The 21,317-nt window shown below is 69.9% G+C and carries 16 protein-coding genes; 8 read left to right on the forward strand and 8 right to left on the reverse strand.

Going from position 1 to position 21,317, the window contains the following annotated elements; genetic code table 11:
* Positions 1 to 70 precede the first annotated feature (70 nt).
* Both pgi and OG819_RS24530 read left to right on the forward strand, forming a co-directional pair.
* Positions 71 to 1,723, forward strand: coding sequence for a glucose-6-phosphate isomerase (gene pgi / locus OG819_RS24525; protein WP_266623860.1), 1,653 nt, complete (start codon positions 71 to 73; stop codon positions 1,721 to 1,723).
* A 101-nt stretch (positions 1,724 to 1,824) separates the two neighbouring features.
* Positions 1,825 to 2,739: a proline-rich domain-containing protein gene (locus tag OG819_RS24530; RefSeq protein ID WP_266651164.1), complete on the forward strand. Its 915-nt coding sequence runs from the start codon at positions 1,825 to 1,827 to the stop codon at positions 2,737 to 2,739.
* 20 nt (positions 2,740 to 2,759) lie between these two features.
* Here the strand turns inward: OG819_RS24530 and OG819_RS24535 are convergent, their stop codons facing one another.
* From OG819_RS24535 to OG819_RS24545, 3 genes are read right to left on the reverse strand one after another with little or no spacing between them, the layout of a single operon-like run.
* Complete coding sequence (locus tag OG819_RS24535) at positions 2,760 to 5,051, reverse strand: FtsX-like permease family protein (RefSeq protein ID WP_266651165.1); 2,292 nt, start codon at positions 5,049 to 5,051, stop codon at positions 2,760 to 2,762.
* Positions 5,052 to 5,056: 5 nt separating this feature from the next.
* Positions 5,057 to 5,803 (reverse strand): ABC transporter ATP-binding protein, encoded by a 747-nt coding sequence (locus tag OG819_RS24540; RefSeq protein ID WP_266623854.1) that lies wholly within the window; start codon positions 5,801 to 5,803, stop codon positions 5,057 to 5,059.
* Positions 5,800 to 6,306 carry a PadR family transcriptional regulator gene (locus tag OG819_RS24545; protein WP_266651166.1) on the reverse strand — a complete coding sequence of 169 codons (507 nt, stop codon included), beginning with the start codon at positions 6,304 to 6,306 and terminating at the stop codon, positions 5,800 to 5,802. Before OG819_RS24545 ends, OG819_RS24540 begins: the two co-directional genes overlap by 4 nt.
* 177 nt (positions 6,307 to 6,483) lie before the next feature.
* Here OG819_RS24545 and OG819_RS24550 point away from each other — a divergent pair, with 177 nt between their 5' ends.
* From OG819_RS24550 to OG819_RS24570, 5 genes are all read left to right on the forward strand, one after another.
* Complete coding sequence (locus OG819_RS24550) at positions 6,484 to 7,755, forward strand: ABC transporter substrate-binding protein (protein ID WP_266623851.1); 1,272 nt, start codon at positions 6,484 to 6,486, stop codon at positions 7,753 to 7,755.
* A 210-nt stretch (positions 7,756 to 7,965) separates the two neighbouring features.
* A complete protein-coding gene (locus OG819_RS24555) occupies positions 7,966 to 9,603 on the forward strand; it encodes an alpha-amylase family glycosyl hydrolase (protein WP_266651167.1) in 1,638 nt (545 codons plus the stop codon).
* Positions 9,604 to 9,672: 69 nt separating this feature from the next.
* Positions 9,673 to 10,998 (forward strand): ABC transporter substrate-binding protein, encoded by a 1,326-nt coding sequence (locus OG819_RS24560; protein ID WP_266651168.1) that lies wholly within the window; start codon positions 9,673 to 9,675, stop codon positions 10,996 to 10,998.
* A 5-nt stretch (positions 10,999 to 11,003) separates the two neighbouring features.
* On the forward strand, positions 11,004 to 12,356 hold the full coding sequence (locus OG819_RS24565) for an ABC transporter permease subunit (protein ID WP_266623846.1): 1,353 nt from the start codon (positions 11,004 to 11,006) through the stop codon (positions 12,354 to 12,356).
* Entirely contained in the window at positions 12,353 to 13,192 is an 840-nt protein-coding gene (locus tag OG819_RS24570; RefSeq protein WP_266415271.1) for a carbohydrate ABC transporter permease, read from the forward strand. Before OG819_RS24565 ends, OG819_RS24570 begins: the two co-directional genes overlap by 4 nt.
* 121 nt (positions 13,193 to 13,313) lie before the next feature.
* On the opposite strand, the gene pgl is transcribed toward OG819_RS24570, so the two are convergent.
* The 5 genes from pgl to tkt are packed head-to-tail and all read right to left on the reverse strand — an operon-like array spanning position 13,314 to position 19,910.
* Positions 13,314 to 14,096, reverse strand: a complete 783-nt coding sequence (gene pgl / locus OG819_RS24575) for a 6-phosphogluconolactonase (RefSeq protein WP_266651169.1) — start codon at positions 14,094 to 14,096, stop codon at positions 13,314 to 13,316.
* Positions 14,093 to 15,145 carry a glucose-6-phosphate dehydrogenase assembly protein OpcA gene (opcA, locus tag OG819_RS24580; protein ID WP_266651170.1) on the reverse strand — a complete coding sequence of 351 codons (1,053 nt, stop codon included), beginning with the start codon at positions 15,143 to 15,145 and terminating at the stop codon, positions 14,093 to 14,095. The genes pgl and opcA overlap by 4 nt, the downstream gene beginning before the upstream one ends.
* Positions 15,142 to 16,665 (reverse strand): glucose-6-phosphate dehydrogenase, encoded by a 1,524-nt coding sequence (zwf, locus tag OG819_RS24585; RefSeq protein ID WP_266623840.1) that lies wholly within the window; start codon positions 16,663 to 16,665, stop codon positions 15,142 to 15,144. The genes opcA and zwf overlap by 4 nt, the downstream gene beginning before the upstream one ends.
* A gap of 4 nt (positions 16,666 to 16,669) precedes the next feature.
* Positions 16,670 to 17,788 carry a transaldolase gene (gene tal / locus OG819_RS24590; protein ID WP_266623839.1) on the reverse strand — a complete coding sequence of 373 codons (1,119 nt, stop codon included), beginning with the start codon at positions 17,786 to 17,788 and terminating at the stop codon, positions 16,670 to 16,672.
* A gap of 34 nt (positions 17,789 to 17,822) precedes the next feature.
* On the reverse strand, positions 17,823 to 19,910 hold the full coding sequence (tkt, locus tag OG819_RS24595) for a transketolase (protein WP_266623837.1): 2,088 nt from the start codon (positions 19,908 to 19,910) through the stop codon (positions 17,823 to 17,825).
* A 378-nt stretch (positions 19,911 to 20,288) separates the two neighbouring features.
* On the opposite strand from tkt, the gene OG819_RS24600 reads away from it, so the two are divergent.
* Positions 20,289 to 21,242 carry a heme o synthase gene (locus tag OG819_RS24600; RefSeq protein ID WP_266652839.1) on the forward strand — a complete coding sequence of 318 codons (954 nt, stop codon included), beginning with the start codon at positions 20,289 to 20,291 and terminating at the stop codon, positions 21,240 to 21,242.
* Positions 21,243 to 21,317: the final 75 nt, after the last annotated feature.

A 21,317-nucleotide genomic window follows, 5' to 3' on the forward strand; every position in this document is an offset into this window, starting at 1 on the left:
AATTAGGTTGGGACCGGCAGTGGGGCGAGGCAAGCAGCAGCACACGCAGGAAAGAAGGCGGAAGCCAGAAATGAACGCAGACAGCCGTGCCAGGCTCAACCAGACGCCCGAGTGGACCGCTCTGGCCAAGCACCGCGAGGAGCTCGCAGGGACCCATCTGCGGGACCTGTTCGCAACCGACCCCGGGCGCGGAACCGGGTACACCCTCCAGGTCGGCGATCTGCACGTCGACTACTCCAAGCACCTGGTCACCGACGAGACGCTGCGGCTGCTGCGGGAGCTGGCCGCGGCGACCGACGTCTTCGGGCTGCGGGACGCGATGTTCCGCGGCGAGAAGATCAACGTCACCGAGAACCGGGCCGTGCTGCACACCGCGCTGCGGGCCCCGCGCGACGCGGTGATCGAGGTCGACGGGGAGAACGTCGTCCCGGCCGTGCACGCCGTGCTCGACAAGATGGCCGCCTTCTCCGAGCGGGTCCGCTCCGGCGAGTGGACCGGCCACACCGGCAAGCGCATCAAGAACGTCGTGAACATCGGCATCGGCGGCTCCGACCTCGGTCCGGCGATGGCGTACGAGGTGCTGCGCTCGTTCACCGACCGCGACCTCACGGTCCGCTTCGTGTCGAACGTGGACGGTGCCGACCTGCACGAGGCCGTCCGTGACCTGGACCCCGCGCAGACGCTCTTCGTCATCGCCTCGAAGACGTTCACCACGATCGAGACGATCACCAACGCGACCTCCGCGCGCAACTGGCTGCTGACCGAGCTGAAGGCCGGTCAGGAGGCCGTGGCCAAGCACTTCGTGGCGCTGTCGACCAACGCCGAGAAGGTCGCCGACTTCGGCATCGACACGGCCAACATGTTCGAGTTCTGGGACTGGGTCGGCGGACGGTACTCGTACGACTCGGCGATCGGCCTGTCCCTGATGATCGCGATCGGGCCGGACCGCTTCCGCGAGATGCTCGACGGGTTCCACCTCGTCGACGAGCACTTCCGCACTGCGCCCGCCGAGACCAATGTGCCGCTGCTGATGGGCCTGTTGGGCGTCTGGTACGGCAACTTCCACGATGCCCAGTCGCACGCGGTGCTGCCGTACTCGCACTATCTGTCGAAGTTCACGGCGTATCTGCAGCAGTTGGACATGGAGTCCAACGGCAAGTCCGTGGAGCGCGACGGGCACGAGGTGGAGTGGGAGACCGGCCCTGTCGTGTGGGGGACGCCCGGCACCAACGGGCAGCATGCGTACTACCAGCTCATTCACCAGGGCACGAAGCTGATCCCGGCGGACTTCATCGGCTTCGCCGAGCCGGTCGCCGATCTGCTGCCGGGCCTGGTCGCCCAGCACGACCTGCTGATGGCGAACTTCTTCGCGCAGACCCAGGCCCTCGCCTTCGGCAAGACGCCGGACGAGGTGCGCGCCGAGGGCGTGCCCGAGGAACTGGTGCCGCACAAGACGTTCAAGGGCAACCACCCGACGACCACCGTCCTCGCGAGGGAACTGTCGCCGTCGGTGCTTGGCCAGCTGGTCGCCCTCTACGAGCACAAGGTGTTCGTCCAGGGCGCGGTCTGGAACATCGACTCCTTCGATCAGTGGGGTGTCGAGCTCGGCAAGGTCCTCGCCAAGCGCGTCGAACCCGCGCTGACCGAGGGGGCTCAGGTGCCGGGCCTGGACGAGTCCACGAAGGCGCTGGTCGCCAAGTACCGGGAGCTGCGCGGCCGATAGGCGCGGGCGCGCGAGGGTCACGGAAAGCGGGCGGCGGGAGTCCGTCCGCTTCCCGTAGACTCCCGGGCGATCACGCAGGAGAAGGCTCGGGGGAGCGGAAGTTGGCTGGTTCGCGAGGAAGTTGGACGGGCGGCACGCTGACGGCGAGGTCGTTTCTGAAGCCGAAGCGGGTGGCGGAGGCGGTGTTCCATCCGGCGTGGATCCCGGAGGCGGTCGATCTGGGGGTGGAGCGGCTCAAGCGGGTTCGGGTGATCGCCGGGGCCGTCGCGGCGGTCGGTGTCTACACCTTCGTGGAAGGCGGGTTCGCCTTCACGGAGATGCTGCAGAACATGCTGACGGCGTCCGCCGTGCTGCTGTTCATCACGCCGTTGACCGTCGGGGCGATGCTCTTCGTCTGGCGGCGCACCGGGACGGTTCGCCAGCTGCGGGTGCCGCTCGGCAACTCGTTCAAGCTGCTGCTGGCCTTCGTCGGGTCCATCGTCCTGACGGTGATGATGTGGTGGCTCGCGGCCGGGGTCGGAGGGTTCGCCCTGGTGCTGGGGCTGGTGGCGATCTGGCTGACCGGGTTCGTCGGCTCGGGTGCGGTGAAGGTGTCCGGCAACTTCTTCGGTACGGCCGCGGTGCATCGCTGTCTGCCGCCGTTGCTCGCCACCGTGACGACGTGGCTGATGGCCATTCCGGACCTCGCCACGGGAGATCTGCACGGGCTGAGTCTTGGGATGGGGTTCGTCTTCATTCTGGGGGCGCCGGTGACGGTCACGGCGATTGCCGCGCTGGAGATGTACCGGTTGCGGCGGCGGCACGGGATACGGCTGGGGGCGCATCCGGCGTCGTTGCCGCCGCCGCGGCCCGCGTACGCGCCGGGGGCCGGGCATGTGCCGCCGCAGGGCAACCCGTACGGGCCGGGTCCGGCGTACACGTACAACCAGGGCAACCCCTATGCGCCGGGGCCGCGGAACCCGTACCACCAAGGACCGCGGAACCCGTACAACCAACACAACCCGCACGGGTTCTGACGGCGCCTGGCGTATCGGGCTCAGGCCACCGCGCTCAGGGTGTCCGCGAGCCGTCGTCGGGCGGCGCGGCCCGCGGGGAACGCGGCGAGGGCGGCGGCACCCAGGACCGCGGCCAGACCGAACAGCGACAGCAGGAGGGGGGACGGCCCCCCGGCGATACCGGCGCCGATCCCACTCGACTTCCCCTGGGCGTCGATCAGCCAGTACGCCAGAGGCAGCCCCAGCGCCGTACCCGCGAGGACCGCTGCCAGCGCGGTACAGGCGGTGCCCGTGACGGTGACCGCCGTGATCTGCCGCGGGGACAGCCCGATGGCCTTGAGCGCCAGCAGGTCCCGCTCGCCCTCGCGCACGGTGCCGCCGATCGCGGTCAGCAGCTCGATGAGCCCGATGAGGGCCAGCACGGCGATCAGCCCGACGACGACGCCGCGCAGCGGCGAGAGGCCGTCGGCCGGGTTGGTCACGGCGTGCACGTCCAGGTGCCCGTGCCCGGCCGCGGTCAGCTCGGCGGCGACCTTGCCCGGGTCGGCGCCGGGGCGCAACTGGAGCTGGTAGAGAGTCGGGCGGAGCTCCGGGTCGTTCTCGCGCAGGGTGTCGAGCGAGGTGGAGATGACGCGGCCGCCGTTCTCCGGCTCGATGCTGCGGCCGACGATGTGCAGGATCTGCGGGCGCGCGCCGACGGTCATCCGCACCCAGTCCCCGACGCGCACGTCCAGCAGGTCGAGCAGCCCCTGACCGGCCACGGCCTCGTCGGGCCCGCGGGCCGGGCGGCCCTCGGCCAGCGCGAACGGGTACGGGTCCCGGTGCGTACCGAGCCCGCGCAGTGCGATCGTCGCCGTCTGGCCCGGAACCAGAGCGGCCACCTCGGCGCCCGGGTGCACGGCGGTGACCTGTGCGTTCCGGGCGAGCAGGGCGCGGGCTGCCGGATCGCCGAGACTCTCGTCCGGGTGCGCCGTGAGCGCGGCCGCGAGACCGATCCGCTCGGGTTCGCTGTGGAAGCGGTCGATGGTGGTCCAGGCGCTCAGCGCGACCACGATCAGCAGCAGTGGCAGGGCGAGCCGGGCGACCGTGGCCAGAGAGCGCGGCCGCCGCGGGAACGCCTGGTGCCAGCCCAGCACGAGCGCGGGGGGCAGCCGCAGTCCGAGCGCCCGGCGGGCCACGCCCGACAGGCGGCCGGCCGGCGGTGCCGCGGCCCGCAGCACCGGCACGGGGGGCACCCGGCCCGCCCGCCACGCCGCGATCCCGGTCGTCGCGCCGATGAAGAGCACCGCGGCCACCGGTACCGCCAACAGTGCCGCGGTGTGCCCGGGCAGTCCCTGCCAGACGCCCAAGGCGTCGCCCAGGCGGCCGGGGATCCGGCTCCCCAGCGCCTGGGTGAGCGTGGCGGCGACCAGGGCGCCCAGCGACGCGTACACCACGTGCTGGATCAGGAAGATGCGTACCACCTGGGCGGGCGTGAACCCGATCGCCTTCAGTACCGAGATGTCCCGCAGATGGCCGCGGATACGGGTGGCGATCGCGCCGTACACGGCGAGCGCGGCGGCGAGGAGCGCGCCGAGGCCGAACAGGCCAAGCACCTGTCCCAGCAGCCGGTTGTCGCCCTGGGCCTCGGCGCGGGCCTGCTGCCAGTTCGACACCTGGGTGACCGCGCCGGAGCCGAGCGCCGTCACCGCGCGTTGCACGGCGTAGTCCGTGTCGCCGGGATCGGTCAGACGCAGACCGATGACCTGGCCCGTACGTCCGTCCGCGCCCCGCACCGCGGAGGGCAGTGCCCAGACGACCCCCGACCGCTCGCCGGGGCGGTAGCGGGGCTCGGCGCTGTCGGCCACGCCCAGGACGGTCAGGGCGCGTGCGGTGCCGGGCACGGTGAGTGTGTCCCCGGGCTCGGCCCACAGCGCACGGGCGAGGCTGTCCTCCAGGACGACTCCGTCGGGCCGGTCCTGGTCGAGCCAGTGACCGGAGACGAGCAGCGGCCGACCGGTGGCGGGCGGTTCGACGGCGCCGCGCAGCTCGACATAGGCACGGGTGCCGCGTGACTCGACGGTGGCGGACGCGGTGCGGTACGGACCCGCCACGGACTCGACGCCGTCCAGCCGCGCGAGCTGCCCGGCGTCGGCGGACGCGCCGGTGTGGATCCACACATGGGCGCCGTGCGACTGAGCGAAGACGCGCTGCCAGGGGTTCGTCGCGTATCCGAAGAGCGCCGCGGCGAGCAGCAGCGAGGCGACGATTCCGGCGGTGGCGAGCACGATGAACAGCGCCTCGCCCCGATGCGTGCGCAGATCGGCATGCGCCCAGCGCAGAGTGGCCCGCACGCCGCTCAGTCCCTCAGTTCCAGCACACCGGATATCCCGGCGCCGCGCGACGGCGTGCCGTCGAGTTCCGCGTCGTCGGCGATGCGGCCGTCGAAGAAGCTGATCACGCGGTCCGCGGCGCTGGCGAGCCGGGCGTCGTGGGTGACGAGCACGATGGTCTGACCGCGCTGGTGGAAGCGGGACAGCAGCCGCATCACCTCGCGGGTGCCCTTGCTGTCCAGGCTGCCCGCGGGTTCGTCGGCCAGCAGCAGGGGCGGATGGTTGACCAGCGCCCGAGCCAGGGCGACGCGCTGCTGCTCGCCGCCGGACAGCTCACCCGGCATGCTCCGTCCCTTGCCCTCCAGGCCCAGCTCGGACAGCAGCCGCTCGCGCTCGGCGCGCGCCTGCCGGGGGGAGACCCCGGCAAGCAGGGCGGGCAGCTCCACGTTGTCGGCGACCGACAGATTGGAGACCAGGTTGAAGAACTGGAAGACGATGCCGATGCGCCGTCGCCGTTCCACCGCCCAGCGCGCCTCGCTGTACGCGTCCGTGCATTCGGCGTCCAGCCAGACGCTGCCGGAGTCGGGCCGCTGGAGGCCGCCGAGGAGGTGCAGCAGCGTCGACTTGCCGGCGCCGGACGGGCCGGTGACGGCCACGAACTCGCCCTGGCGCACGGCAAGATCCACTCCGCGTACGGCATACGCCGGGGCGCCCTCGCCGTAGTGGGTCTTGACCAGGCCCTCGGCGCGCAGCAAAGGACCGGTGTGGCTCATTCCAGCTCCTCCAGTTCCTCCTGGCAGCGCTCCAGCCAGTCAAGATCGGCCTGCAGGTGCAGCATGGCGCCCTCGATCAGCAACAGGGAGATGCGGTTGTCCCGGTCCTCGGCCGCGGCGAGCTTCGACAGGTTGCGCATGGTGTTCAGATACTGCCGCCGCTGCCTGTTGATCAGGGCGATCTGGTCGGTCGTCGGGGCGAGCGCGAGTTTCATGAAGAACTCGTCCCGTACCCGGGGCTCGTCCGCCGTCTCCTGGTACCAGGCCTGCAGTGCCTCGCGCCCGGCGTCGGTGAGGTGGTAGATCTTCTTGTTGGGTCGGCTCGACTGTTCGACTTCCTCGCCCTCGATCAGTCCCGCCTTCTCGAGGCGGCCGAGCGTGACGTAGATCTGGCCGACGTTGGGCTGAGGGTACGCGGAGCCCAGCAGTTGCTCAAGGTCCTGCTTGAGCTCGTACCCGTGGGCCGGGCCGCGCGCCAGCAGGGCCAGGAGGGGCAGCCGCACCCGTGCTCTCCTCCCCGCATCCTTGTCATGTGCCGCGAACCGATGTCAGGTCGTCGCCCGGTCGATGCGGCCGGAGACCAATGTGTCGCAGGCCCTAGTATCGCCCATACCTAACAGGTATACATGGCCACTGACGCCGGGCGAGGGTGCCCGACGCCGGTGTACAGGGAGGAACCTATGCGGTGGATACGTGCCGCCGGTAGGGGCCTCCTGGTCACAGCGGTGGTCCTGACCGGTTACGTCGCCTCCGGCACCCCCGCCGACGGGGCGCACGGCGCCGATCGCGGCCCGCTCACCCTGGCGACCGCGGGCGATCTCACCGGCTATCTGGGGCCACTGCTCGAAGGGTGGAACCGTACCCACCCCGGCGAGAAGGTGACCCTCGTCGAACTCCCGGACTCCGCCGACGAGACGCACGCGCAGATGACGACCGACCTGCGCGGCGGTGGCAGAAGCCGCTTCGACGTCCTCAACATCGACGTCGCCTGGACCTCGGAGTTCGCCGCCGCGGGCTGGATCTCTCCGCTGGACCCCGGCCGCTTCCCGCTCCACAGTTTCCTGCCGCCGGTCGTGGACACGGCGACGTACGACGGAAGGCTGTACGCGGTCCCGTATGTCACCAACGCGGGACTCCTCCTGTACCGCGAGGACGTCCTCGCCAAGGAGGGCGTCGCGCCGCCGCGGACCTGGGCCGAGCTGGAGCGACAGGCGAGGACCATCGCCCCGAAGTACGGACTCGACGGTTACGCCGGCCAGTTCCTGCCCTACGAGGGTCTCACCGTGAACGCGGCGGAGGCGGTCTACTCGGCGGGCGGCACGATCCTCGGCGACGAGGGCGAGCGCGTCACCGTGAACTCCGAGGCGGCCCGCGAGGGCATCGGGTTCCTCGCCGACGGCGTGCGTGACGGCTGGATTCCGAAGAAGGCGCTGACGTACAAGGAAGAGGAGTCGAAACAGGCCTTCCAGGACGGCCACCTCCTCTTCCTGCGCAACTGGCCCTACGCCTACGTCGGTGCTTCAGGGAAGGGATCGGCGGTGGCCGGGAAGGTCGGCGCGGTCCCCCTGCCCGGACCCGACGGACCGGGCACGAGCGTGCTGGGCGGCTCCAACCTGGCCGTCAACACGCATGCGCGGCACCCCGATTCGGCCGCGCGCCTGATCGCGTACCTCACGACCGAGCGGGCGCAGCGCCAGGTCCTCACCAAGGGTGCGCTGCCACCCGTACGGGCGGCGCTGTACCAGGACCCGGAGCTGATCCGGGAGTTCCCCTATCTGCCCACGCTGCGCGCCAGCGTCCTCGCGGCCGCCCCACGCCCCAAGAGCCCGCGTTACGACCAGGTCAGCCTGGTCGTGCAGGCCGTGGTCCACGACGCGATGACGGGGCACGAGACGCCTTCCGCGGCGGTACGCCGGCTGGCGCGCGAACTGGCGGCCATCTCACACCGGTAGCACGCCGGTAGCACCCCGGCGGTGCCCTGTTGGCCCCCTGGTAGTTACTTGTTAGGTAACGGGAGCATCCCATCTCCGAGTTCTGTGCCCGAAAAGTCTCCATATAACTTCCCAACTTCCCGGTTCGTGCTGCCTACTCGTTGACACTCGCGCGACACGTCTACCTAACATGCATGCATAACCACAGGCACGCACAGACAGGTCCAACGGGTGACCCTCAACACGCACCGCTGGTGGCGCGACGCAGTGATCTACCAGGTGTACGTCCGCAGCTTCCTGGACAGCACCGGTGACGGCATCGGCGATCTCGCCGGGGTTCGCGCGGGCATGCCGTACCTCAAGAAGCTCGGTGTCGACGGCATCTGGCTGAGCCCCTTCTACCCCTCGCCGCAGCACGACCACGGCTACGACGTCGCCGACTACTGCGACGTCGACCCGCTCTTCGGCGACCTCGCCGAGTTCGACCTGCTGATGACCGACGCCCGCCGCCTCGGCGTCAAGGTGCTCCTGGACATCGTCCCCAACCACTGCTCCAGTGAGCACCCGTGGTTCCGGGACGCGCTCGCCGCGGAGCCGGGCAGCACGGCCCGCGCCCGCTTCCACTTCGCCGACGGACGCGGCCCGGAGGGCGCCGAGCCGCCCAACAACTGGCACGCCATGTTCGGCGGACCCGCCTGGTCCCGTGTCACCGAGGCGGACGGCAACCCCGGCCAGTGGTACCTGCACATGTTCACGTCCGAGCAGCCCGACCTGAACTGGCGCAACCCCGAGGTCGGCGCGCACTTCGACCACGTGCTGCGGTTCTGGCTCGACCGGGGCGTCGACGGCTTCCGCATCGACGTCGCCGCCGGTCTCTTCAAGCACCCCGGCCTGCCGGACTCGCCCGACCCGGAGGCCGACGCCCGCACCCGAGACTCGGTCAACCCGCTCGCCTGGAACCGGCCCGAGGTGCACGACGTGTGGCGCCACTGGCGGTCCGTCTGCGAGGAGTACACCGGGCGCGACGGCCGCGACCGGCTGCTGGTCGGCGAGGTCTCGGTACCGACGGCCCGCGAACACGCCCAGTACGTACGCCCGGACGAGCTCCACCAGGCCTTCTTCTTCGACCTGCTCAGCGCGCCCTGGAACGCCGACGCCTTCCGCAAGGTCATTTCCGAGGCCATGCAGGACATAGCCGGCACCGGATCGACGGTCACCTGGGTCCTCAACAACCACGATCAGGTCCGCACCGTCACCCGCTACGGCGAGCTCGGCACCGAGGGCAGTGGCCTCGGCACGGCCCGTGCCCGCGCCGCCGCACTGCTGATGCTGGCGCTGCCCGGAGCCGCGTACATCTACCAGGGCGAGGAGCTCGGGCTGCCCGAGGTCGTCGACCTGCCCGACGACGTGCTGACGGACCCGATCTTCCGCCGTACGGGAAGCCGCGCCCGTATTCGCGACGGCTGCCGGGTGCCGCTGCCCTGGTCCGGGCACACCTCGCCGTTCGGCTTCACCCCGGGCGCGGAGAGCGCCAAGCCGTGGCTGCCGCAGCCCGCCTACTTCGCCGAGTACGCCACCGACCGCGCGCTCGCCGACACCCGCTCCTTCTGGCACCTCTACCGCGACGGGCTCCAGCTGCGCGCCGGACTACCGCAGTTGGGCGAGGGCACGCTGCGCTGGCTCCAGGCGCCGCCCGGCGTCCTCGCCTTCGTCCGCGGCGACGGCCTGGTGTGCGCGGTCAACTTCGACGCGGCCCCGACGCCCGCACCGGTCTCCGGCACCCCCTTGCTGTCCAGCGGCCCCTGTCCGGCCGGCGTCCTGCCCGGCTCGACGGCCGCCTGGTGGATCAGCGACTGCACGAATCCCTGACCGTCCCCTCCTCTGCTTTCCGTTCCCCTGGTTTCCGTCAATTCCCCTGCCCTGAAAGGGACATCAACGATGATGCGACGACGTACGACCCTGCTCGCGAGCTGCACCGCCCTCGCCCTGGCCCTCGGCGCCACCGCCTGCGGAGGCGGGCCCGTAGCCGCCGGAGGCGGCGGTAAGTCGCTCAGCGGCCAGACGATCACCGTGGCCGGTGTCTGGTCCGGCAGCGAGCAGAAGAACTTCCAGAAGGTCCTGGACGCCTTCACCGCGAAGACGGGCGCCAAGACCCAGTTCGTCTCCACCGGCGACAACGTCTCCACGGTCGTCGGCAGCAAGATCGAGGGCGGCAACGCCCCCGACGTGGTGATGGTCCCGCAGGTCGGCGTCCTCCAGCAGTTCGCGAAGGAGGGCTGGCTCAAGCCGCTCTCCAAGGCCACCGAGCAGTCCGTCGACACCAACTACGCGCGCGTCTGGAAGAAGTACGGCAGCGTCGGCGACACCCTGTACGGCCTGTACTTCAAGGCCGCCCACAAGTCGACCGTCTGGTACAGCCCCGACGCGCTCGACCAGGCGGGTGTCAAGCCGCCGACCACGTACGACGCCATGCTGAAGGCCGGACACACCGTCTCCGACTCGGGCCTCGCCGCCTTCTCCGTCGCCGGACAGGACGGCTGGACGCTCACCGACTGGTTCGAGAACATCTACCTCTCCCAGGCCGGCCCCGAGAAGTACGACGCCCTGGCCGCCCAGCGGCTGAAGTGGACCGATCCGACCGTGGTCAAGGCGCTCACCACCCTCGGCAAGCTCTTCAAGGACAAGCAACTGATGGCCGGCGGCCAGAAGGGGGCCCTGAACACGGACTTCCCCGGCTCCGTCGAGAAGGTCTTCGGACCCAAGCCCGAGGCGGGCATGGTCTACGAGGGCGACTTCGTCGCCGGGGTCGCCAAGGACCAGTTCGGCAAGAAGATCGGCCAGGACGCGAACTTCTTCCCCTTCCCCGCGGTCGACGGCGGCAAGGCGCCGGTGGTCAGCGGCGGCGACGCGGCCGTGGTCCTCAAGGACGGCAAGAACCAGAAGGCCGCCATGACGTTCCTGGAATACCTGGCGACCCCCGAAGCGGCCGCCGTCTGGGCCGGGGCGGGCGGCTTCCTCTCCCCGAACAAGAAGCTCGACCTCGCCTCCTACCGCGACGACATCGCCCGCGAGACCGCAAAGTCCCTGGTCGCCGCCGGGGATTCGGTCCGCTTCGACATGTCCGACCAGGCCCCCGCCGCGTTCGGCGGCACCAAGGGCGCCGGCGAGTGGAAGATCCTCCAGGACTTCCTCCGTGACCCCTCGGACCCGAAGGCGACCGCGGCCGAACTGGAGAAGGCCGCGGCCAAGGCGTACCAGGGCTGATCGCCATGACCGCCACCCTCGTGAAAGAGGCGAGCCCTCCGGCCGTCGGCACGGCCGACCACAGACGGCGCGCCAGACGCCGCGGCCGGATCGTCGCCCTCGTCTTCGTCCTCCCCGCCCTGCTGCTGCTCGGCGCGCTCGTCGTCTACCCCGTGGTCTTCTCCGTGGGGCGCAGCTTCTTCGACGCCTCCGGCAGCCGGTTCGTGGGCGGCGACAACTACACGGAGATGTTCCGCGACCCGGCCACGCTCAAGGCCGTACGCAACAGCGCGATCTGGGTCGTCGTCGCGCCGACGCTGCTCACCGGGCTCGGCCTGGTGCTCGCCGTCCTGGTCGAGAAGATCCGCTGGGCCACCGCGTTCAAGCTGCTGCTTTTCATGCCCATGGCGGTCTCCTTCCTGGCCGCCGGCATCATCTTCCGGCTCGCGTACGACGAGGACCCCGACAAGGGTGTCCTGAACGCCGCCGTGGTCGGCGTCCACGACGCGTTCGAGGGAACCTCGTCCTATCCGACCGCCCGCGCCCGCGACGGCCGAGGCCTCACCAAGGGCGCCGACGGCTCGTATCGTACGAGCGCCTCGCCCGGCCACACGGTCGGCCTCGGGCTTGTCGGAGTCCTCCCCAAGGACCTGCCGAAGGACGCGAAGCCCGCCTACGCGGCCGCAGGGCAGAAGGCGGCCCGGGACGAGTTGCGCGGTGTCGTCTACCTGGACTTCACACCCGGCGGGGGAGGGAAACAGGGCCAGGTCGACCGCGGGGAGAGCGGACTGCCCGAGATGAAGGTCGAGGCGGCGCGCGACGGGAAGACGGTCGCGAGCACGACCACCGCGGCCGACGGCTCCTTCCGCTTCCCCGGGCTGGACTCCGGCTCGTACACCGTGCGGCTGCCCGCGTCGAACTTCAGCCCGCCGTACGAGGGTGTGTCCTGGCTCGGTCCTGCGCTGGTCACCCCCGCCATCATCGGCGCGTACCTGTGGATCTGGACCGGCTTCGCCATGGTGCTGATCGGCGCCGGACTCGCCGCCCTGCCGCGCGACGCGCTGGAGGCGGCCCGGATGGACGGCGCGAACGAGTGGCAGATCTTCCGCCGGATCACCGTGCCGCTGCTGGCACCCGTGCTCACCGTGGTCTTCGTCACGCTCGTGATCAACGTGATGAAGGTCTTCGACCTCGTCTACATCATCGCGCCCGGCCCCGTGCAGGAGGACGCCACCGTGCTGGCCACCCAGATGTGGCTGGTGTCCTTCGGCGGAGGCAACAACCAGGGCCTGGGCAGCGCACTCGGTGTGCTCCTCCTGCTCCTGGTCGTCCCCGCCATGGTCTTCAACGTCCGCCGTTTCCGAAGGAGTCAACGATGAACGCGCTCAGGCGGGGGCTCGGCAACGGCCTGGTGCAGGCGTTCCTGGTGGTCGTCGGCCTGGTCTGGGTCACCCCGCTCGCAGGGCTCTTCCTCTCCTCGATGCGCTCGGCGCGGGACACCGCCGAGGGAGGCTGGTGGACGGTGCTGACCAGCCCCGGTCAGCTCTCCTTCGACAACTACTCCGCGCTCCTGGGCAATGCGGGGATGACGCGGGCGTTCTGGAACACCGTGCTGATCTCCGTTCCGGCCACCGTCCTCGTCGTGGTGATCGCGGCCCTCGCCGGATACGCCTTCGCCTGGCTGGAGTTCCCCTTCCGGGACACGATCTTCCTTGTCGTGGTGGCGTTGTTGGTGGTGCCGGTCCAGATCGGGCTGCTGCCGGTCGCCAAACTCTTCGGTGCGCTGGGGCTGTTCGGCACGATTCCCGGTGTGGTGCTCTTCCACGTCTCCTACGGGCTGCCGTTCGCCATCTTCCTGCTGCGCAACTACTTCGCGGAGATGCCGAAAGAGATGCTGGAGGCCGCCCGGATGGACGGAGGCAGCGAGTGGCGCATCTTCACCCGGCTGGTGCTGCCGGTCGGACGTCCGGCCATCGCGAGCCTGGCCATCTTCCAGTTCCTGTGGGTGTGGAACGACATGCTGGTCGCCCTGCTGTTCGCCGACAGTTCCTCGCAGCCGTTGACGGTCGAACTCCAGTCCCAGATACGGCAGTTCGGCAGCAACATCGATGTGCTGGCACCAGGGGCGTTTCTGTCGCTGATCGTTCCGGTGGCGGTGTTCTTCGCCTTCCAGCGGCACTTCGTACAGGGGGTGATGGCCGGGTCGGTGAAGTGAGGGGCTTTGTCGCCCCCGCCGCCCCTACCCGTCCCGTTCCCGGGGGCCGCGCCCGCCAAAAAAGACCGCGCGGTTCTCCGCGCCCCTTTTCAGGGGCGCGGAGAACCGCGCGAACCACGGCTCAGGCCGAAGCCGGGGGATACAGCGAGCGGGGGAGTTGGGAGGCCGCCGCCGCGTCCAGGAGCCACAGGGTGCGGGAGCGGCCGTAGGCGCCGGCTGCCGGGGCCTGTACCTCGCCCGCGCCCGAGAGGGCGATCGCCGCGGCCTGTGCCTTGTCCTCGCCCGCCGCCAGCAGCCAGACCTCGCGGGCGGAGCGGATCGCGGGCAGGGTGAGCGTGACCCGGGTCGGCGGGGGCTTGGGCGCGCCGTGCACGCCCACCACCGTCCGCTCCGTCTCACGGACCGCGGGCAGCTCCGGGAAGAGCGAGGCCACGTGGGTGTCCGGTCCGACGCCCAGCATCAGGACGTCGAACGTGGGCACAAAACCGTGGTTCTCGGGCCCCGCGGCCTTCGCGAGCTCGGCCGCGTACGCCTCCGCCGCCGCGTCCACGTCGGTGCCGTACGGACCGTCGGACGCGGGCATCGAGTGGACCCGCGCGGGGTCCACCGGCACCGAGTCCAGCAGCGCCGCACGAGCCTGGGTGTCGTTGCGGTCCGGGTCGCCCTCGGGCAGGAACCGCTCGTCGCCCCACCACAGGTCGATACGGCCCCAGTCGACGGCGTCCCGGGCGGGCGCGGCCGCGAGCGCCGCGAGGAGCCCGTTGCCGTTGCGCCCGCCGGTGAGGACCACCGAGGCGTAGCCGCGCGAGGCCTGCGCGTCCACGACCTTGGTGATCAGCCGGGCAGCGGTGGCCTGGGCCATCAGCTCCTTGTCGCGGTGCACGACGAGCTGCGGAGTGTTCACTTGGCGGCCGCCTTCTTCACGGGCGTCTTCTTCACGGGCGTCTTCTTCGCGGGTGCCTTGGCGGCGGCGGTCCTGGTGGCCGCGTTTGCCGTGGCCGGCTCCTCCTCGACGACCTCGGCCGCCGACCCGTTCAGCCGGTCCACCCCGTACCGCAGCGCCGACGCGTAGGTGTCGTCCGGATCGAGCCGGCGCAGCTCCTCGGCGATCAGCTCCGAGGTGTCGCGGCGCTTGAGCGCCACCGCGCGGTCGGGCTGGCCCTCGATGGAGAGGGTCGCCAGGGTGCCGTCGGCGCGGTCCAGCGCGATCGGGCCGCAGCTCGTGTCCATGCGGACGGCCGTGAGACCGGGGCCGGCGGACTTGGACCGCTTGACGGGGACGTCGAGCCGGTCCGCGAGCCACATGGCGAGCAGCTCCACGCTCGGGTTGAACTCCTCGCCCTCCACCTCGACCGCGCTGACGTCACAGATGACCTGGTCGAGGGCGGCGGCCAGCATCGAGCGCCAGGGCGTGATGCGGGTCCAGGAGAGGTCGGTGTCCCCGGGGGTGTAGGCGTCGGCACGCGCGTTGAGCTCGCGTACCGGCGCCTCGGCGGCGTAGGTGTCGGTGACGCGGCGCTGGGCCAGCTTTCCGAGCGGGTCGTTGGCCGGGTCGAGCGGCGCGCTCACCGGCCACCAGACGACGACCGGCGCGTCCGGCAGCAGCAGCGGCAGGACGACCGAGTCGGCGTGGTCGGCGACCTCGCCGTACAGCCGCAGTACGACCGTCTCGCCGGTGCCCGCGTCCGCGCCGACCCGCACCTCGGCGTCGAGGCGCGACTTCGTGCGGTCGCGGGGCGAGCGGGAGACGCGCTTGATGACCACGAGGGTGCGCGAGGGGTGCTCGCGGGAGGCCTCGTTGGCGGCCTTCAGGGCGTCGTAGGCGTTCTCCTCGTCGGTGACGATGACGAGGGTGAGCACCATGCCGACGGCGGGGGTGCCGATGGCGCGACGCCCCTGCACCAGCGCTTTGTTGATCTTGCTGGCCGTGGTGTCCGTGAGGTCTATCTTCATGGGCGACGCCAGCTCCGTCCGTCTCGCTCGAGCATTTCGTCGGCCTCGACCGGGCCCCACGTGCCCGAGGGGTACTGCGCGGGCTTGCCGTGCTTGTCCCAGTACTGCTCGATCGGGTCGAGGATCTTCCAGGACAGCTCGACCTCCTCGGTGCGCGGGAAGAGGTTCGAGTCGCCCAGCAGGACGTCCAGGATCAGGCGCTCGTACGCCTCCGGGCTCGACTCCGTGAACGACTCGCCGTAGGCGAAGTCCATGGAGACGTCCCGGATCTCCATCGAGGTGCCGGGCACCTTGGAGCCGAAGCGGACCGTGATGCCCTCGTCGGGCTGGACGCGGATGACGATCGCGTTCTGGCCCAGTTCCTCCGTCGCCGTGTGGTCGAAGGGGGAGTGCGGGGCGCGCTGGAAGACGACCGCGATCTCGGTGACGCGGCGGCCCAGACGCTTGCCGGTGCGCAGATAGAAGGGGACGCCCGCCCAGCGGCGGTTGTCCACCTCGACCTTGATGGCCGCGTACGTGTCGGTCTTCGACTTGGGGTCGATGCCGTCTTCCTGGAGGTAGCCGACGGCCTTCTCGCCGCCCTGCCAGCCGGCCGCGTACTGCCCGCGCACGGTGTCGCGGCCCAGGTCCTTGGGGATCCGGACCGCGCCGAGGACCTTGGTCTTCTCGGCGGCGAGGGCGTCCGCGTCGAAGGAGGCGGGCTCCTCCATCGCGGTCAGGGCCATCAGCTGCAGGAGGTGGTTCTGGATGACGTCCCGGGCGGCGCCGATGCCGTCGTAGTAGCCGGCGCGGCCGCCGATGCCGATGTCCTCGGCCATGGTGATCTGCACGTGGTCGACGAAGGACCGGTTCCAGATCGGCTCGAACATCGTGTTGGCGAAGCGGAGCGCCAGGATGTTCTGGACGGTCTCCTTGCCGAGGTAGTGGTCGATGCGGAAGACCTGGTCCGAGGCGAAGACCTCGTGCACGATCGCGTTGAGTTCCTCGGCCGACTTCAGGTCGTGGCCGAAGGGCTTCTCGATGACCGCGCGCCGCCAGGAGCCGTTCGACTGGTCGGCCAGGTGGTGCTTCTTCAGCTGCTGGATGACCACCGGGAAGGCGGACGGCGGCACGGAGAGGTAGAAGGCGAAGTTGCCGCCCGTCCCCTGTGCCTTGTCCAGCTCGTCGATCGTGGCGCGCAGCCGCTCGAACGCGTCGTCGTCGTCGAAGGTGCCCTGGACGAAGCGCATCCCCTGGATGAGCTGCTGCCAGACCTCTTCGCGGAACTCCGTACGGGCGTGTTCCTTGACGGCGTCGTGGACCTCCTGGGCGAAGTCCTCGTTCTTCCACTCGCGGCGGGCGAAGCCGACGAGCGAGAAGCCCGGCGGCAGCAGCCCGCGGTTGGCGAGGTCGTACACGGCGGGCATCAGCTTTTTACGAGACAAATCGCCCGTGACGCCGAAGATGACCAGGCCCGACGGCCCCGCGATACGCGGGAGCCGTCGGTCTGCGGGGTCACGCAGCGGGTTGCTGCTTGACAAGGTTTCAGCCCTCCGAAGGGGCGAGGCGCTTGAGTTCCGCCTCTGTGGACTTGAGCAGGTCGTTCCAGGACGCCGCGAACTTCTCGACGCCCTCGTCCTCCAGGAGCTGGACCACGTCGTCGTACGAGATCCCGAGCTTCTCGACCGCGTCGAGCTCGGCGCGGGACTGCTCGTACGTACCGGCGATGGTGTTGCCGGTGATCTCGCCGTGGTCCTCGGCGGCCTGCAGGGTGGCCTCGGGCATGGTGTTCACCGTGTTCGGCGCCACCAGATCGTCGACGTACAGGGTGTCCTTGTACGCCGGGTCCTTGACGCCGGTCGAGGCCCACAGCGGGCGCTGCTTGTTGGCCTGCGCCTTGTCGAGGGCGGCCCAGCGGTCGGAGGAGAAGACCTCCTCGTACGCCTGGTAGGCGAGCCGGGCGTTGGCGAGAGCCGCCTTGCCGCGGGCGGCCTTGGCCTCGGGGGTGCCCAGGGCGTCGAGCCGCTTGTCGATCTCGGTGTCCACGCGGGACACGAAGAAGGACGCCACCGAGTGGATCTTGGAGAGGTCCAGGCCCGCGGCCTTCGCCTTCTCCAGGCCCGCCAGGTAGGCGTCCATGACCTCGCGGTAGCGCTCCAGCGAGAAGATCAGCGTGACGTTGACGCTGATGCCCCTGCCGATGACCTCGGTGATCGCGGGCAGGCCCGCCTTGGTCGCCGGGATCTTGATGAGCGTGTTCGGGCGGTCCACCAGCCAGGCCAGCTGCTTGGCCTCCGCGATGGTCGCGGTGGTGTTGTGGGCCAGGCGCGGGTCGACCTCGATGGAGACCCGGCCGTCCTGGCCCTGCGTCGCGTCGAAGACCGGACGCAGGATGTCGGCGGCGTCACGGACGTCCGCCGTCGTGATCATGCGGATGGCCTCGTCGACGGTGACCTTGCGGGCGGCGAGATCGGCGAGCTGCTGCTCGTAGCCGTCGCCGCTGCTGATCGCCTTCTGGAAGATCGACGGGTTGGTGGTGACGCCCACGACGTGCTGCTGGTCGATCAGTTCGGCGAGGTTGCCGGACGTGATCCGCTTGCGCGACAGGTCGTCCAGCCAGATCGCGACGCCTTCCTCGGAGAGGCGCTTGAGTGCGTCTGTCATGGAAATTGCATCTCCTACATGTCGTATTTCAGCGTCAGCGCTGGGCTGCGGCGATCGATTCCCGGGCGGCATTGGCGACGTTCTCGGCAGTGAAGCCGAATTCACGGAAGAGGACCTTGCCGTCGGCCGAAGCACCGAAGTGCTCCAGCGAAACAATGCGTCCCGCGTCCCCGACGAACCGGTGCCAGGTCAGACCGATACCGGCCTCGACCGAGACGCGCGCCTTCACCGACGGCGGCAGGACGCTGTCCCGATACGCCTGGTCCTGCTCCTCGAACCACTCCACGCAGGGCATGGACACGACCCGCGTCGGGACGCCCGCGGCCTGGAGCTGCTCGCGCGCCTCGACGGCGACATGCACTTCGGAACCGGTGGCGATGAGGATGACCTCCGGCTCGCCCCCCTCGGCCTCGAAGCGGACGTAACCGCCCTTGACCGTGTTCTCGTCGGCCTCGTACGTCGGCACGCCCTGACGGGTCAGCGCGAGGCCGTGCGGGGCGCCCTTGCCGAAGACCTTCGTGTAGCGCCCCAGGATCTCGCGCCAGACGATCGCGGTCTCGTTGGCGTCCGCGGGACGGACGACGTTGAGGCCGGGAATGGCGCGCAGCGAGGCCAGGTGCTCGACCGGCTGGTGGGTCGGGCCGTCCTCACCGAGACCGATGGAGTCGTGCGTCCACACGTACGTCACCGGCAGGTGCATCAGAGCGGACAGACGCACGGCGTTGCGCATGTAGTCGGAGAACACCAGGAAGGTGCCCCCGTAGACACGGGTGTTGCCGTGCAGGGTGATGCCGTTCATCTCCGCGGCCATGGAGTGCTCGCGGATGCCGAAGTGGATCGTGCGGCCGAACGGGTTCGCGCCCGGCAGCGGGTTGTCGGCCGGCAGGAACGAGGAGTTCGGGTCGATCGTCGTGTTGTTCGAGCCCGCGAGGTCGGCGGAGCCGCCCCACAGCTCGGGGATGACCGCACCGAGAGCTTGCAGCACCTTGCCGGACGCGGCACGGGTGGCGACACCCTTGCCCGCCTCGAACGCCGGGAGCTTCTCCTCCCAGCCGGCCGGCAGCTTGCCCGCGGCGATCCGGTCGAACTCGGCGGCGCGCTCGGGCTGAGCGGTGCGCCACTCCTGGAAGCCCTTCTCCCACTCGGCCTTCGCCTCACGGCCGCGGTCGAGAGCCTTGCGGGTGTGCGCGAGGACCTCGGCGGCGACGTCGAAGGACTTCTCGGGGTCGAAGCCGAGGACGCGCTTGGTGGCCGCGACCTCGTCCTCGCCGAGCGCGGAGCCGTGCGCGGCCTCGGTGTTCTGCGCGTGCGGGGCGGGCCAGGCGATGATCGAGCGCATCGCGATGAACGACGGCTTGTCCGTCACCTTCTTCGCGGCCTCGATCGCGTTGTAGATGGCGTGCGGGTCGATGTCGCCGTCCGGCTTCGGGGCGACGCGCTGCACGTGCCAGCCGTACGCCTCGTACCGCTCGACGGTGTCCTCGGAGACCGCCGTCTCGGTGTCGCCCTCGATCGAGATGTGGTTGTCGTCCCACAGCAGGATGAGGTTGCCGAGCTTCTGGTGACCGGCGAGGGAGGACGCCTCGTGGGAGATGCCCTCCTGGAGGCAGCCGTCACCGGCGATCGCGTAGATGAAGTGGTCGAAGGGGGACTCGCCCTGTGCCGTGTCCGGGTCGAACAGACCGCGCTCGTAGCGGGCGGCCATCGCCATGCCCACCGCGTTCGCGACACCCTGCCCGAGCGGGCCGGTCGTGGTCTCCACGCCGGGGGTGTGTCCGTACTCGGGGTGGCCCGGGGTGCGGGAGCCCCACGTCCGGAAGGACTCCAGATCGTCCAGCTCCAGGCCGAACCCGGCCAGGTAGAGCTGTGTGTAGAGGGTCAGGGACGAGTGGCCCGCGGACAGCACGAAGCGGTCACGTCCGGTCCAGTCGGGATCCGCCGGGTCATGCCGCATCACCTTCTGGAAGAGGGTGTACGCGGCAGGCGCCAGACTCATGGCCGTACCGGGATGGCCGTTTCCGACCTTCTGTACGGCATCGGCGGCCAGGACGCGGGCGGTGTCGACGGCCCGCTGGTCCAACTCGGTCCACTCGAGGTCTGTGGTGGTCGGCTTGGTGCTCACCCTGGGTCAGGGCTCCTCTCCACATGTCACGCATGTCGTTGCCGGTGCACTGGGCGCCCACCGGCCGTTGTCGAGCCTACCCCCGTAGGTACGTGCGTTTTTTCGAGTCATTCCAGACTGCCGGGACTCTCCGGGATCCGCCTCCCGACTGGTCCGTTCCATGTTCGGCAACTGAATACGGAGCCGCTCGTAAGAGTGCTCAATCGAGCTTCGTCACGCCCGTTTCGCACGCCCCGTTCGCTCCCCGGTGCGGCCGCTCCCAACACGACCCCACCCCCGCGAAGGCCGAGGTATAGGCAACGTCTACAGTGGCGTGGTACGCGCGAGCCTTTACGGGGAGTTCACACCCCGGGGCTTGCTGGGATGTCTCTGTCAGGGGTGTGCGTGACGGCCGTCGAATCCCGTCCAGCGGGGGTGCTCGGGACGAGCAGCAGCCCAAGCCACCGGCCGTTCGGGGCCCGTGTCAAGGCGTTCGTGGCGCTGACCAAGCCGCGAATCATCGAACTGTTGCTGATCACCACCGTTCCGGTGATGTTCCTGGCTCAGCAGGGTGTACCCGACCTCAAACTGGTCCTGCTCACCTGCCTCGGCGGTTTTCTGTCGGCGGGCGGCGCCAACGCGCTGAACATGTACATCGACCGCGACATCGACGCCCTGATGGAGCGCACCTCGCAGCGCCCGCTGGTCACCGGCATGGTCAGCCCACGTGAGTGCCTGGCCTTCGGGATCACGCTGGCGGTCGTCTCGACCCTGCTGTTCGGGCTGACCGTCAACTGGCTGTCCGCCTGGCTGTCACTCGGAGCGCTCCTTTTCTACGTCGTCGTTTACACGATGATCCTCAAGCGGCGCACCTCCCAGAACATCGTCTGGGGCGGTATCGCCGGCTGCCTCCCGGTGCTCATCGGCTGGTCGTCCGTCACCAACTCCATGTCGTGGGCGCCGGTCATCCTCTTCCTCGTCATGTTCTTCTGGACGCCGCCGCACTACTGGCCGCTGTCCATGAAGGTGAGGGACGACTACGCGCGAGTGGGCGTGCCGATGCTCCCGGTCGTCGCCTCCAACAAGGTGGTCGCCCGCCAGATCGTCATCTACAGCTGGGTGATGGTCGCGGTCTCGCTGCTGCTCACCCCGCTCGGCTACACGGGCTGGTTCTACACCCTGGTCGCGCTCGGCGCGGGCGGGTTCTGGCTGTGGGAGGCGCACGGTCTGCAAAGCCGCGCCAAGGCCGAGGTGACCGGCGGGAAGCTCAAGGAGATGCGGCTGTTCCACTGGTCGATCACCTATGTGTCGCTCCTGTTCGTGGCGGTCGCGGTGGACCCCTTCCTGCGCTAGTACGGCTCCCTGATCCTTGACGGGCGGGGTACGTGGGCTAAGCCACGTACCCCGCCCGTCGCCGTTTGATCTACC

This window comes from Streptomyces sp. NBC_01549, from assembly GCF_026339955.1.
Lineage (GTDB): Bacteria > Actinomycetota > Actinomycetes > Streptomycetales > Streptomycetaceae > Streptomyces.